This window comes from Pseudonocardia nematodicida, assembly GCF_040105385.1.
GTDB classification, from domain to species: domain Bacteria; phylum Actinomycetota; class Actinomycetes; order Mycobacteriales; family Pseudonocardiaceae; genus Pseudonocardia; species Pseudonocardia nematodicida.
This window is the reverse complement of sequence record NZ_JBEDNQ010000001.1, coordinates 582,467-595,431: the sequence shown is the minus strand read 5'-3', so window position 1 is coordinate 595,431 and position 12,965 is coordinate 582,467. Positions and strand designations below refer to the sequence as shown.

Sequence of the window (12,965 nt, the reverse complement as noted above, 5' to 3'; positions counted from 1 at the left end):
GGAGGCCCCGATGACCCGTCCCCTCTCGCTGCACCACCTGACGATGAGTGCCGCACATCCCCTGGAGCTGGTCGACGCGGCCGCCGCCGGTGGGTTCGACTTCTGCGGGATCCGCACGGCCGCGCCCACCGCGGCCGAGCTCGTCGCCGAGGTCGCCGGCGACGAGAAGCTGATCCGCGAGCTGGCCCGGCGGCTGGACAACACCGGCGTTCGGCTGCTCGACGTCGAGACGTTCCGGCTGGTCCCGGACGCCGACCTGGCCGCGATGACGGCCTCGCTGGAGGCCGGGGCCCGGCTCGGCGCGTCCTACGCGGTCGCGTCCGGGCCGGACCCGGACCGGCTACGGCTCGGTGACCACCTCGCGCGGCTCTGCGAGATCGCCGCCGGGTCCGGCATGTCGGTCGCGCTGGAGTTCCACTCCTGCTACGCGATCGACACGATCGACCGGGCGCTGGAACTGATCACCGGCGTCGGCGCGGACAACCTGGTGCTGCTGGTCGACCTGCTGCACCTGGCCCGCACCGGCGGGGGAGCGGCCGACCTGGCCCGGGTCGACCCCCGGTTGCTGCCCTACGCCCAGATCTGCGACGCCGTCGCGGACGGGCCGGTCTCGGTCGAGGACCGGCGCTTCGAGGCCCGCAGCGACCGGCGGCTGCTCGGGGAGGGCGAGCTGCCCCTCGGCGACCTCCTCGGCGCGTTCGGGCCGGACGTCCCGTTCAGCGTCGAGACCCCGACCCTGCGGCTGCGCGGGCTGCCCTTCGCCGAGCAGGCCCGGATCGTCGGCGACTCCACCCGCCGGTTCCTCGACTCCCTCCCCGTACGGACCCCGACCCCGGGAGCACGATGAGCACCCCGACCGACGTCCGTCCCCTGGTCCTGCTCGCCGGCCCGGTGACCGCGGACCAGCTCGACCAGATCGCGGCGGTCGCGCCCGGCCGCCGGGTGCACCTCGCGGGCGACACCGACGAGCTCACCGCCCTGGTCGGCGAGGCCGAGGTGCTCGCCGCCCCGGCCGAGCAGGTCCCACCGGCCCTGTTGCGCAAGGGCAGCGGCCTGCGCTGGATCCACCTGTGGGCCGCCGGCGCCGACGCGGCGCTGTCCCCGGAGCTGGTCGAGCACCCGGCGGCGCTCACCTCCTCCAAGGGGCACGGGGCGGTGCCGCTGGCCGAGCACTCCATGATGCTGATGCTGATGCTGAACCGGGACGCGCCGCGCTGGCTGCGCGCCCAGTCCGAGCGCCGCTGGGAGCAGTTCGCGCACGGCGAGCTGATGGGCCGGACGGTCGGGATCATCGGTCTGGGCAACTCAGGCGCCGACCTGGCGCGCAAGGCCAAGGCGTTCCACATGACGGTGCTCGGGATGCGGCGGGGCTCGGCGAAGCCCGAGGGTGTCGACGAGCTGTTCACCCGCGACCGGCTCGGGGAGATGCTGGAGCGGTGCGACGTCGTCGTGGTCACCGCGCCGCGCACTCCGGAGACCGTCGGGATGCTGGGCGAGGCCGAGTTCCGGCGGATGAAGCCGGGCGCGCACTTCATCTGCATCTCCCGCGGCGGCGTCGCCGACGACGACGCGCTGCTCACCGCGCTGCGCGAGGGGTGGATCGCGGGAGCGGGCATCGACGCCCACGGCGTCGAGCCGCTGCCACCGGACAGCCCGTTCTGGGACCTGCCCAACGTGATCCTCACCCCGCACAACGGCACCAGCCGGGCCGAGACCCGGCAACGCGGGGTCGACGTGTTCTGCGCGAACCTCGCGCGGCACCTCGACGGTCGCCCGCTCACCAACGAGATCGACCGGTCGACCGGCTACTGAGCCGGACCGCACCGCAACCCATTCGAACGACGAGGAGGTCTTCGGCGATGGCGAAGGTCGAGTACGCGGGCGCGTCCCGCATCTACTCCGGGAGCACCGAGGTCCGGGCGGTCGACGATCTCGACCTGCAGGTCTCCGACGGCGAGTTCCTGGTGCTCGTCGGCCCGTCCGGGTCCGGCAAGTCGACGGCGCTGCGGATGCTCGCCGGACTCGAGAGCTGCGACGAAGGCCGGATCCTGATCGGCGGATCCGACGTCACCCGGATCCATCCCAAGGACCGGGACATCGCGATGGTGTTCCAGAACTACGCGCTCTACCCGCACATGTCGGTCGCGGAGAACATGGCGTTCGCGCTGAAGCTGCGCCGGGTCGGCAAGGACGAGGTCCGGCGCCGGGTCGAGGAGGCCGCGGCGCTGCTCGACCTGACCAAGTACCTGGACCGCAAGCCGAAGGCACTCTCCGGCGGCCAGCGCCAGCGGGTCGCGATGGGCCGGGCGATCGTGCGCGAGCCCGCGGTGTTCCTCATGGACGAGCCGCTGTCCAACCTGGACGCCAAGCTGCGGGTGGAGACCCGCGCGAACATCGCCGCGCTGCAGCGCCGGCTGGGCACGACGACGGTCTACGTCACCCACGATCAGGTCGAGGCGATGACGATGGGGGACCGGGTCGCGGTGCTGCGCGACGGGGTGCTGCAGCAGTGCGCCCCACCGCGCGAGCTCTACGACCGGCCCGCCAACGTCTTCGTCGCCGGGTTCATCGGCTCGCCCGCGATGAACCTGTTCGCCGCGAAGCCCACCGACGACGGTGTCGAGTTCACCGGTGGCCGCTTCACGCTGCTCCGCGACGCGGTCCCGGCGTCGGACGCGGTGACGGTCGGCGTGCGCCCGGAGGCGCTGCGGATCGTCGGTTCCGGCGAGGACGAGGGCGCGCTCGAGGTCCGGGTGCTGGTCAGCGAGGAGCTGGGTGCGGACACCTTCGTGATCGGTGAGTGCGGCGATCCGGCCGCACCGGGCCGGGTCACCGTGCGCACCGGACCCGGCGTCGCCCCGGCCGCGGGCAGCACGATCCGGGTCGGCCTGGCCGACCCCGCCGCGGTCCACCTGTTCGACGCGGACACCGGAGCCCGCCTCCCCACCCCGCGCTGACCCCCGGCGCCGCCCCGAGTCGGGGGTGGGGTGAGGGTCAGGGGCGGGCCTCGTAGACCGCGTTGAAGGGCGTCTCGGCCGCCCGGCGGAACCGGGTGAACCCGGCCCGGTCGGCGATGTCGGCCACCGCGGCCTCGCCGGCCTGCGCCCCGAGCGCCCAGCCGCCCGGCTGTGAGATCGCGTTCGGCACGCACAGCAGCGTCGAGAAGCCGTAGTAGAGCCGTCCGACCGGGTTCATGTTGCCGGCCGGGTCGTCCGCGGCGATCGGCTCGACGATCATCCATGCCCCGTCGGGGGCCAGCGACGCGCGCACGTGCCGGGCTGCGGCGAGCGGGTCGCCCATGTCGTGCAGGCAGTCGAAGAAGGTCACCAGGTCGTAGGAGGACCCGCTGAAGTCGTGCGCGCCGGCCACCTCGAAGCGGGTGTTCTCCGCGACGCCTGCCGCGGCGGCCCGCTGCAGTGCCGCGTCGATGGAGCCGCCGTGGTAGTCCGAGCCGGTCACCGTCGCGTTCGGGAACGCCCGCGCCATCAGCACCGTCGACGCGCCGTACCCGCAGCCGACGTCGGCGACCGTCCCGCCCCGCTCCAGCGTGCCGGCGACCCCGTCGAGCGCGGGGATCCAGTTCGTGACGAGGTGGGCGAGGTAGCCCGGCCGGAAGAAGGCCTCACAGCCGGCGAAGACGTCGTCGTCGTGCTCGTGCCAGCCCATGCCCCGCCCGGTCCGGAACGCCTCGGTGATCCTCGGCTCGGCGCGCAGTGCCCCCAGCGCCAGGACGAACGCGCCCGGCAGGTAGAGCGGGCCGTCCGGGTCGGTGAGCGCGAACCGCTGCTCGGGATCCAGCGAGTAGCGACCGTCCTCGGCGGTCACGTACCCGCCCGCGGCCTGGGCCCGCGCCCACTCGGCGACGTAGCGGGGATCGGTGCCGGTGCGCGCGGCGAGCTCCTCCGGTGTCGCCGGGCCCTCGGCCAGGCCCCGGAACAGCCCCAGCCGGTGCCCGATGACGAGCCCGGCCGCACCCGCCGTCGCGCCGAGGTCGCCGACGAACCGGCCGAGCAGTGCGTGCAGCCGGTCGTCGTCGATCGGGCGCTCGGGTGTCCTGGTGGTGCCGGTGGTGGTCACGGTGCCTCCTCCTCGTGCCGTGTGGCGCCCGTGGATCCGGGCGCGGGTCGCGAGGGTCACGACACACCGTCCACCGCGCCGTCAACGGCGGAGCCGGGGTCTCCACAGAATTGACGATGGCACCGGGCGGAGACGGGTCTAGCCTCGCGGCCGTGCTGCGCATGCAGCTGCTGGGCGAGCCTTCCGTGGAACGGGACGGGACCCCGCTGGTGCTCCCGGGCCCGCAACACCGCCTGCTCGTCTCGCTCGCGCTGGCCCGCGAGCCCGTCGGGCGCGACCGGCTCGCCGCCCGGTTCTGGCCGGACGTGCCGGACCGGGTCGCCCGGGCGAACCTGCGGACCTCGGTGTGGGCGTTGCGCCGGGTGCTGGACGACGAGGTCGTGGCGACCCGTACGACGCTCGGCCTGCGCCCCGGCCGGGTCGAGACCGATCTCGGACGGGTCCGTGGGCTGATCGGCGCCGGGGACGCGCGTGGCGCCGCGGCCGCCTGCGGGACCGCGGCGCTGCTGGAGGGCTGGACGCAGGAGTGGGCGGAGCGGGCACGCGCCGAGCACCGCACCGATCTGATCGGGCTGCTCGACGCCGCCGCCGCGTCCGCCGAGCGGGACGGCGACCCCGCCGACGCGGTCCGCTGGTCCCGCCGCCGCTGCGCGCTGACCCCGCTGGACGAGCCCGCACACCGAGACCTGCTGCGCCGGCTGGTCGCCGCGGGCGACCGCGCGGGCGCTCTCGTGGCGGGCCGCGAGTTCACCGGCCGGTTGCGTGACGAGCTCGGCGTCGTCCCCGACGCGGCCACCCGGGCGGTGCTCGACGGCCTGCACGGACTGCGCACCGCCGGACCGGTCGCGTTCGGCGCGCCGTTCGTCGGCCGCGCGGTCGAGCTGCGGCTGCTCGGCGCCGCCTGGACCGCGGCTCGGCGGGGATGTGGCCGGGTCGTCGTCGTCACCGGCGAGGCCGGGATCGGCCGGACCCGGCTCGTCGCCGAGATGGCCGCACGGGCGGCGGGCTGCGGCGGCGGGGCCGCCGTGGGGACCGCCTCCGACGTCGGCGGTGAGTCCCCGCTCGCGCTGTGGCAGGAGCTCGCCCGCGCACTGGCCGCGGAGGTCCCCGTACCGCCGGCACGTGCGCTCTGGCCGGCCGACCTGGGCAGGTTCTGCCCGGACCTGATCCTGGTGTGGGGCCGGAGCGATGCGCCCGCCCCGGTCGCCGCTCCCGAGCTGGAACGGCTGCGGGTGCGGGACGCGGTCGTGCACCTGGTCGAGTGGGCCGCCCACGACCGCCCGCTACTGCTGGTCGCCGAGGACGTGCAGCGCGCCGACCGGGCGAGCCTGGCGCTGCTGGCGCACGTCGGCCGGCGGCTGACGGATCTGCCGGTCCTCCTGGTGCTCACCCGCGTCGACCGCCCCGCCCGGCCGGAGGTCGACGCCGTGCTCGCGGATCTGCACGGGCGGGGCGTCACCGTCGACGAGCTCGTCGTGGGCGCACTGCCCGACCACGCCGTCGCCCGGATGGTCCGGGCCACGGCGTCGCTCGACGACCACGGGGTGGCCCGCGCCGTGCGGGCCGCGGAGGGCAATCCGATGCTGGCGGCCGAGAGTGCCAGGGCGCTCGCCGCCGGCCCTGCCGACGGGTTGGTCACGGTGTCGTTGCGGGCCCGGGTCCGCAGCGCCACGGCGTGTCTCGACGGGCCGTCCCACGACCTCGTCGAGATCCTCGCCGTGGCCGGCCGACCGCTGGCCACCTGCGAGATCGCGGCGCTGGACCTGCCCGAGGGGACACTCCACCAGGTCCTGGACACCGGGCTGCTCGCCCGCACGGCGACCGGGCTGGGATACCGGCACCGGTTGCTGGCCGAGGCCGCCCGGTCGACCCTGGACGACCCGTGTCACGCACGCGAGCGACTCGTCGCGGCGATCGGGCGGGCCGCGCGACGGGGTCGGGTGGTGCGCTGAACCCGAGAGCACGCCCACGCCACGGGGAATGTGCTTGAGAGGGTGGCTATCGCGGTCCGGGCCGCGACGACCATGCACCCGCTCGCAGCGCGGCGTCGACGACGCGTTCGGCCGATCCGGTCGCGAACGGTCCGGGCATGCCGTAGTAGCGGTGCGCGTCGTCGACCTCGTAGCCACCGAGCGGGTACTCGTCACACACCGGCAGATAACCCGGCACCCCGTTGGCGTACCCGATGACGACGACGATGCCAGGGGCCACGAGCCGTGCACGGATCATCCCGGCCGTGTGCGCGAACGGTTCGCCGGGCAGCGCGACCAGGGTGACCGGGCCCCAGCGCAGCACGGTGACATCGCCGTTCCACGAACGCCGCGGGTCGGTGGGCACCGACCGGGCCCAGTCCGCCCAGACCCGGTACAGCTCGGCGGTGGCCGGGGCGGCACCCGTACGGCGCGCGGTCCAGTCCGCGGCCTCCCGGCTCAGCGCGTCCGGGCCGGGGACGTCCAGGTCGAGGACGACGGGATCGGTGTGTCCGGCCACGGTGTCGTCGGCCGCCACGGTGTCGTCGGCCGCCGCGGGGCCGAGGGCGGCGCGGAGGGCGGCATCGGCCACCTGCGCCCCGACCCGGGCCGCCGCGTCGAAGGTGCGGTCTGCGGACGGTCCCGCCGACCACGAGTCCGCGGCCTTGTGGCCGGTGTTCGTGTCGCCCGCACAGCCGGTCGCGTAGACGACGGTCGTGGCCAGCTCGCGTTCGAGACGGTCGCGGACGGTGGCCGGGTAGTCCGCGGTGAGCAGCGTGTTGTCCGGGCCGAGGACCGCCGGGTGGCAGGCGTGCGACACCAGCACCGCGAGCGTCGTCCCGTCGGCCCGGTCGAACCGGATCACCGGCAGCTCGCGGTCGACCGGACCGCCGGGACGACGGCGGTTGCGCGCGACCCCGGGATCCGAGCCGCGACCGGCGCGGACCCGCACGTCCTCCTGCCGCGCGGCGGCCCGCCCGACGGCCTCGACGCAGGCCTGCTCGACGCCGTCCAGCCAGACGGGATCGAGGCCGTCCCCGAGGCGTCCGGGCATGCTCACCGGGCCGCCGTGGGTGTGCGTGGCGTGCACGACGACGTGCCGGGCGACGCCCGCGCACCGGTCCCGGACCCGCCGGCACAGGTCCTCGTGCAGACCGACGACGTCCACCGTCACCAGCGCGGTGTCCCCGACGCACAGGGCCCGCACGGTCAGCGGGTCGTGCACGCCCGACGCCGGCCGGGTGCGCGCGGCGAACCCGGACATCGCCGCGCCGGGGGCCGGCGTGACGTCGACGACCGCGACGCCGGCGCGCACGCTCACGCCACCGGCTCCCCGCCGGCGATCACCTCGACGACGGCCGTGTCGATGCCGTCGTCGGTGAGCCGGAGCAGGTCGGCCGGTGCGCCCGGCACGAGCCGTCCGCGCCCGCCGGCGAACCGGCCGGGCGAGGTGGTGGCCAGCCGGAGCGCCTCGGCCAGGGTGAGACCGGCGTCCCGGCGCGCGGTGGCCACGCACTCCGCCAGGCAGCGCGCCGCACCGGCCAGGTACGGCGTCCCGGCCTCGGCCAGCCGCCCGTCCGCGGAGAGCTCCACCCGGCCGCCGACCGGTGTCGTGTACTCACCCGGCGGCAGCCCGGCCAGCGCCACCGAGTCGGAGACGAGGAACGAGCGCTCGAGCCCCTTCGCCCGCAGCATGCTGCGCAGCGTGTCGGCGGGCAGGTGGTGGCCGTCGGCGACGAACCCCGCGGTGAGCCGGTCGTCGGCGAGCTGGGCCCACAGGTAGTTCGGGTGCCGGGCCAGGACCGCGTGCGCCCCGTTGCCCAGGTGCGTCGACATCGACGCCCCGGCGTCGGCCGCGGCATGGATCTCCTCCGGCGACGCGCCGGTGTGCCCGATCGCGACGAGCACACCCCGCGCGGTGGCCGCCGCCACGAACCCGGCCGAACCGGGATGGTGCGGCGAGAGGGTGACCATGCCGACCAGCCCGTCGCAGGCGGCCTGCCAGCGCTCCAGCTCGGCGACGTCGGGTGGGCGCACCTGGGCGGCCGGGTGCACTCCGCGCGGCCCGTCCTCGGCGCTGATGAAGGGCCCCTCGACGTGCACGTACGGCACCGCCCGCGCAGTCGCCGGGTCGCTGCGGCGGGCCTGCGCGATCGCCCGCAGCGAGCCGGCGATGTCGTCCTCGGACGCGGTGATCACCGTCGGCACCCAGGTGGTGGTCCCGGCCCGGGCGAGCGCGCGGGTCAGCGCGATCACCTCGCCGGCGTCGACGTCCGTGCCGTTGACGTCGTGCCCGGCGAAGCCGTTGACCTGCAGGTCCACCAGGCCGGGGGCCAGCAGCGGGACGTCGTCGCCGCCGGCGGGGGTCCACGGCCGCACCGACCGCACGTACCCGTCCTCGACGCCGATCTCGACGGCCCGCCCGGTCAGCGCATCGCGGCCGCGCAGGGTGCGCGCGGGGATCACAGCGCACGCACCCGGGACCGGAACCGGTGCAGGAACGCGCCGTTCGCCTCGTCGCCGCCCGGGGCGTTGCCGCTGCGCCACACCGGCGGCTCGACGCCCCGGGCGCCCAGCTCGGCGACCGTGCGCAGCACCAGGGCGTTGAGCAGGAACGCGTTGGCGAACGTCGAGATCGCGGCGACCGGTTCCGCGGAACCGGGTACCCGCATGACCGCATCGCCGACCGGGACCTTCGAGTCGACGGCGACGTCGACCAGGTCGTGCAGGTTCGCGCCCGACGGGTGCCGGGCCGGGTGGTCCGGCTTGGTGTTCTCGGCGTGCTCGCGCGAGCTCACCCCGATCAGCCGGACCCCGCGGTCCCGGGCGGTGAGCGCGGCGTCGATCAGGGCGGCGTTGATGCCGTAGGCGTTGACCAGGATCAGCAGGTCGTCCGGGCCCAGGTCGTGGTCGTCGATCACCACCCGGCCGTAGCCGGGGGTGCGTTCCATCGCCATCGACCGCAGCGCCCCGTTCGAGAGCAGGGTGCCGTCGTCGAGGATCGCCGAGACGTGCATCAGCCCGCCGGCCCGGAAGAAGATCTCCTGCGCGGCCAGGTTGGAGTGTCCGCCGGGACCGAACACGTGCACCAGCCGGTCCGCGGCCACCTGGTCGGCGACCATGGTCGCCGCGCGGGCCAGCGCGTCCGACTCCTGCTCGGCCAGCGCGCGCAGGTGGGTGTGGATCCGGTCGAGGTAGTCCCCGACCAGGTCGTCACCGGTCACCGCGAGGCCCCCGCGGTCTCGGGCCGGGGCGCGGAGGCGGTGTCCAGGTAGAGCGTGCAGTCCGGGTGCCGGCGCAGCGCCGACGCCGGGACCTCCGCGGTGAGCGGGCCGTGCAGCGCCCGGGTCACCGCGTCGCGCTTGGCGGCGCCGGGCACGACGCAGAACAGCCGCCCGGCGGCCAGCAGTCGGGGGATCGTCAGCGTGATCGCGTGCGTCGGGACGGCGTCGACGGCGTCGAACAGGCCGTCGGCGACCTGCTGGGTGCGGGAGACCTGGTCGAGCGTCACGACCGCGACGTCGCGCGTGTCGTCGAGGCGCGCGTCCGGTGGGTCGTTGAACGCCAGGTGCCCGTTCTCGCCGATCCCCAGGCAGACGACGTCGACGGGTGCCGCGGCGAGCAGCGCCGCGTATGCCGCGCCGTCCGGGTCGCCCTCGGGGTCGATCAGGTGCACCGCGCCGAGCGGCACCCGGTCGAACAACGCCTGTCCCAGCCACGCGCCGAACCGTTGCGGCGCACCGGTGGGCAGACCGAGGTACTCGTCCATGTGGAACGCCGTGACCCGGCTCCAGTCCACGCCCTCGGCGACGGCGAGCTCGTCGAGCATGTCCTGCTGGCTGGGCGCCGCGGCGAACACCATGCGGACCTCGTCCTGGCGGGCCAGCCGCGCTCGCAGCTCGGCGGCGACATCGGCCGCGGCCGTGGCGCCCATCTCGGTGCGGGTCTCGAAGACCCGCACCTGCGGGGCTCCGGGGACGTCCTCGTGCGTCAACTCGTGTTCCTCTCGGTGATCGGTGGTGCGGCAGTGGTGCCGGCCTGCTCCACGAGCAGGAGCAGGGCGCGCGCCACGTGGAAGGGGTCCTTGACCGGCAACGCGACCGTGCGGTCGTCGGGGGAGCCGTCGCGGGCCCTGATCTGGGTCCATTCCCGGCCGGGGCCCTCCGGGAACGTGGCGTAGGTGTAGGTCTCGAGACGCTCGGCCCAGGCGGCGAGACCGGTCTCGGCGGTCCCGGCGGTCCCGGCGGCGAGGAGTGTGGTCGTGTACATCGCCTCGGCGTGCGGCCACCACAGCTTGGTGTCCCAGGTGCCGGCGACGAGCTCCTCGTAGGGGTGCCCGGTGCGGGAGCCGCGGGGCGGCCCGCCGTCCCGGTCGGTGTAGCGCAGCAGCCCACCGTGCTCGGCGTCCCAGCCGGTCTCGCAGGCGCGCAGCGCGATCGGTGCCAGCACCTGCGGGGTGTCGAGCCCGGTGCCGGCGATCAGGTCCCGGGCGTGGTGGGCGAACCACAGCGCCTCGAGCGTGTGGCCGGGCGTCCGGTGCCGGGCGACCAGCCCGTCGCGGTCGCGCGGGTCGTCGGCCGGCATCTCGGCGACGTCGTGATCGGCGCCGACGTGACCGGCGAGCTCCCCGGCGGCGGCGCGGACGAGCGCCGCGGACTCTGCCGACCCGGTCGCCCGGTGCACCTGCTCACCCACCCCGAGAAGGATCATCGGGAAGGCGAACGCGCGGTGCCCCTCGGGGACCGGGTACGGGTCGGCCGGGACCGCGCCCGCGGCGATCGTGCCGGCCGCCCGGTGCAGCAGGTCCTCGGCCGTGGCACCCCAGCCGCCCTCCGGACGGACCTGGGCCAGCCCGGCGAAGCCGAGCGCGGCGAACAGGTCGGCGAACACGCTCGTCGCGAGCCCGGACCCGGGACGCGGCTCGCGCGGCGTCCCGGCCCGGTCGGTCACGAACGCGACCCGGCCGTCCGGCAGCAGGGCGTGCTCGCGGACGAACCGCGCGGTCCGTTCGCTGTGCTCCAGGAACGGCTCCGGGTCGACGCCGAGGACCCCGCGCTGGGCCGCGGCGGCGACCCGGGCGGTGAGCCACGCCCACCGGCCCTGCGACCAGGTGTACTTGTCGGTGGACACCAGCGTCGCGCTGCGGTTGTCCCAGCAGGTCAGGACACCGCCGTGCTCCTCGTCGGGGCCGTGGGCCGTCCACCAGGCCAGGACGTCGTCGACCAGGTGGCGCCGGTGCCGCTCGGCGGCCGTGGGATCAGGCATGCGTCCCGTCCTGCCCCTCGCGGGCGGCCTTCGCGCGGGCCAGGGCGTCGTCGGCGGCGTCCTCGGCGAGCGAGGCGACCAGCGCCCGGGCCGCCGGGTCGTTCCACGGGCGCAGGAACCCGACGAGCACGTAGGTGATCAGCGCGCAGACCACCGGCCCGCCGACCGAGACCGCGGTCACCTGGTCCGGGGCCAGGGTGGCCAGCGCGTCGTCGAACACGAAGTTGGTCAGGGCGAACACCGCGACTCCGACGCTCCAGGACGAGATCGCCGCCGTCGGCCCGCACCGGTCGAACCAGGGCAGCATGCCGAGCAGCATCGGGATCGCGATCGGGCCGACCAGGCCGCCGAACCAGACGATGATCAGCCCGATGACCCCGCCGAAGCTGTCGGCGCCGAGACCGATCCCCATGCTGATCGCGATGAACAGGAAGACCGAGACCCGGCCGACGGTCAGCTCGCCGCGCGGGGTGAGCGCGCGTCCGGCGCGGGTGACGGCCGGCAGGATGTCGCGGGTGACTACGGCGGAGATCGCGTTGGCGTCCGAGCCGGTCATCGACATGGTGTGCGAGAACAGCCCGGCCAGGACCAGCCCGACCAGACCGGCCGGCAGCAGCTGGGTGGTGAGCAGGGCGTAGGACTGCTCGGTGTCCTCGAGGCCGGGCAGCAGCAGCGGGGCCGCCCACATCGGGAAGAACATGACCAGCGGCCACACCAGGTACAGCCCGGCCGAGAGCAGGGCCGCCCGACGGGCCGTGCTGCCGGTGGGCGAGGCGATGAACCGCTGGGCCAGGTTCCAGGTGCCGCCGTTGTAGGACAACGTGTTGATCAGCAGGTACACCATGACGAACAGCCCGGTGTACTCGTTGTTGAACACGCTCGCGTTGCCCTCGGGCAGGTCGCCCCACATGGTCCAGATGCTGGGGAGCCCTTCCAGCGCGCCGAGCACGGCCACGAACAGCACGATGCCGGCGACGAACTGGATCAGGAACTGCCCGAGATCGGTCAGCGCGTCGGCCCAGAGCCCGCCGATCGTGCAGTAGATGAGCGTGACGCCGCCGGTCAGCAGGATCCCCCAGACCATCGGCACGCCGGCGAACACGTTGAGCAGGATGCCCATCGCCGTCCACTTCGCGCCGACGTCGAAGATCTTGAGCAGCGAGCCGCTCCATGCGAGCAGCTGCTGGGTCCGCAGGTCGTAGCGGATCTTCAGGTACTCCAGCGGGGAGATGATCCCGAGCCGCTGGCGCAGTCGCGGCCAGCGCGGTGCGAACAGGAACGAGCCGACGGTCATGGCGAAGGTGATGCCCAGCGCCCACCACACGTAGAGCACGAAGCCCGCGTCGTAGGCGATCGCCGCGTAGCCCACGAAGACGGCCGAGCTGTAGCCGGACATGTGGTGCGAGATCCCGGAGAGCCACCACGGCATCCGGCCGCCCGCGGTGAAGAAGTCACCGGAGTCGCGGACCCGGTTCTTGGCCCAGACACCGACGACGATCATCAGGACGAAGTAGCCGCCGATCATGGCCCAGTCGAGGAGTGCCACGTGTTCTCCCGTCACCTGTCGCAGGCCGGCCGGGGCGCCGGCTGTGCAAACGTTTGCACACGCTGCGTTGCGCCGACGCTGTCATGCAACCGTTTGCACGTCAAGAT

Annotated in this window: 11 protein-coding genes; 4 read left to right on the top strand and 7 right to left on the bottom strand. The window is 74.8% G+C overall.

The window, feature by feature from the left end; genetic code table 11:
- Positions 1-10 precede the first annotated feature (10 nt).
- Genes WIS52_RS02710 through WIS52_RS02700 form a run of 3 tightly spaced genes read left to right on the top strand, consistent with a single transcriptional unit; the run spans position 11 to position 2,957 of the window.
- On the top strand, positions 11-847 hold the full coding sequence (locus tag WIS52_RS02710) for a sugar phosphate isomerase/epimerase family protein (RefSeq protein WP_349296450.1): 837 nt from the start codon (positions 11-13) through the stop codon (positions 845-847).
- On the top strand, positions 844-1,812 hold the full coding sequence (locus tag WIS52_RS02705; protein WP_349296449.1) for a D-2-hydroxyacid dehydrogenase: 969 nt from the start codon (positions 844-846) through the stop codon (positions 1,810-1,812). Before WIS52_RS02710 ends, WIS52_RS02705 begins: the two co-directional genes overlap by 4 nt.
- A 47-nt stretch (positions 1,813-1,859) precedes the next feature.
- Positions 1,860-2,957, top strand: coding sequence for an ABC transporter ATP-binding protein (locus WIS52_RS02700; RefSeq protein ID WP_349296448.1), 1,098 nt, complete (start codon positions 1,860-1,862; stop codon positions 2,955-2,957).
- Between the two features lie 37 nt (positions 2,958-2,994).
- Here the strand turns inward: WIS52_RS02700 and WIS52_RS02695 are convergent, their stop codons facing one another.
- The gene (locus WIS52_RS02695) at positions 2,995-4,077 is read right to left on the bottom strand and encodes a class I SAM-dependent methyltransferase (protein ID WP_349296447.1); all 1,083 of its coding nucleotides are present in this window, start codon (positions 4,075-4,077) and stop codon (positions 2,995-2,997) included.
- Positions 4,078-4,238: 161 nt separating this feature from the next.
- On the opposite strand from WIS52_RS02695, the gene WIS52_RS02690 reads away from it, so the two are divergent.
- Positions 4,239-6,029, top strand: coding sequence for an AAA family ATPase (locus WIS52_RS02690; protein WP_349296785.1), 1,791 nt, complete (start codon positions 4,239-4,241; stop codon positions 6,027-6,029).
- A gap of 46 nt (positions 6,030-6,075) precedes the next feature.
- Here the strand turns inward: WIS52_RS02690 and WIS52_RS02685 are convergent, their stop codons facing one another.
- The 6 genes from WIS52_RS02685 to WIS52_RS02660 are packed head-to-tail and all read right to left on the bottom strand — an operon-like array spanning position 6,076 to position 12,858.
- Complete coding sequence (locus WIS52_RS02685; RefSeq protein ID WP_349296446.1) at positions 6,076-7,368, bottom strand: hypothetical protein; 1,293 nt, start codon at positions 7,366-7,368, stop codon at positions 6,076-6,078.
- Entirely contained in the window at positions 7,365-8,513 is a 1,149-nt protein-coding gene (locus WIS52_RS02680) for an N-acetylglucosamine-6-phosphate deacetylase (protein ID WP_349296445.1), read from the bottom strand. Before WIS52_RS02680 ends, WIS52_RS02685 begins: the two co-directional genes overlap by 4 nt.
- Positions 8,510-9,271, bottom strand: a complete 762-nt coding sequence (locus tag WIS52_RS02675; RefSeq protein ID WP_349296444.1) for an SIS domain-containing protein — start codon at positions 9,269-9,271, stop codon at positions 8,510-8,512. Before WIS52_RS02675 ends, WIS52_RS02680 begins: the two co-directional genes overlap by 4 nt.
- The gene (locus tag WIS52_RS02670; RefSeq protein WP_349296443.1) at positions 9,268-10,041 is read right to left on the bottom strand and encodes a 6-phosphogluconolactonase; all 774 of its coding nucleotides are present in this window, start codon (positions 10,039-10,041) and stop codon (positions 9,268-9,270) included. Before WIS52_RS02670 ends, WIS52_RS02675 begins: the two co-directional genes overlap by 4 nt.
- Positions 10,038-11,312, bottom strand: coding sequence for an AGE family epimerase/isomerase (locus tag WIS52_RS02665; RefSeq protein ID WP_349296442.1), 1,275 nt, complete (start codon positions 11,310-11,312; stop codon positions 10,038-10,040). Before WIS52_RS02665 ends, WIS52_RS02670 begins: the two co-directional genes overlap by 4 nt.
- Entirely contained in the window at positions 11,305-12,858 is a 1,554-nt protein-coding gene (locus WIS52_RS02660) for a sodium:solute symporter family protein (protein WP_349296441.1), read from the bottom strand. Before WIS52_RS02660 ends, WIS52_RS02665 begins: the two co-directional genes overlap by 8 nt.
- Positions 12,859-12,965: the final 107 nt, after the last annotated feature.

What these genes read in the sequence shown, in the direction of transcription:
- WIS52_RS02710 (WP_349296450.1), top strand. Translation starts at nt 11, where the DNA reads ATGACCCGTCCCCTCTCGCTGCACCACCTGACGATGAGTGCCGCACAT.
- WIS52_RS02705 (WP_349296449.1), top strand. Translation starts at nt 844, where the DNA reads ATGAGCACCCCGACCGACGTCCGTCCCCTGGTCCTGCTCGCCGGCCCG.
- WIS52_RS02700 (WP_349296448.1), top strand. Translation starts at nt 1,860, where the DNA reads ATGGCGAAGGTCGAGTACGCGGGCGCGTCCCGCATCTACTCCGGGAGC.
- WIS52_RS02690 (WP_349296785.1), top strand. Translation starts at nt 4,239, where the DNA reads ATGCAGCTGCTGGGCGAGCCTTCCGTGGAACGGGACGGGACCCCGCTG.
- WIS52_RS02665 (WP_349296442.1), bottom strand. Translation starts at nt 11,312, where the DNA reads ATGCCTGATCCCACGGCCGCCGAGCGGCACCGGCGCCACCTGGTCGAC.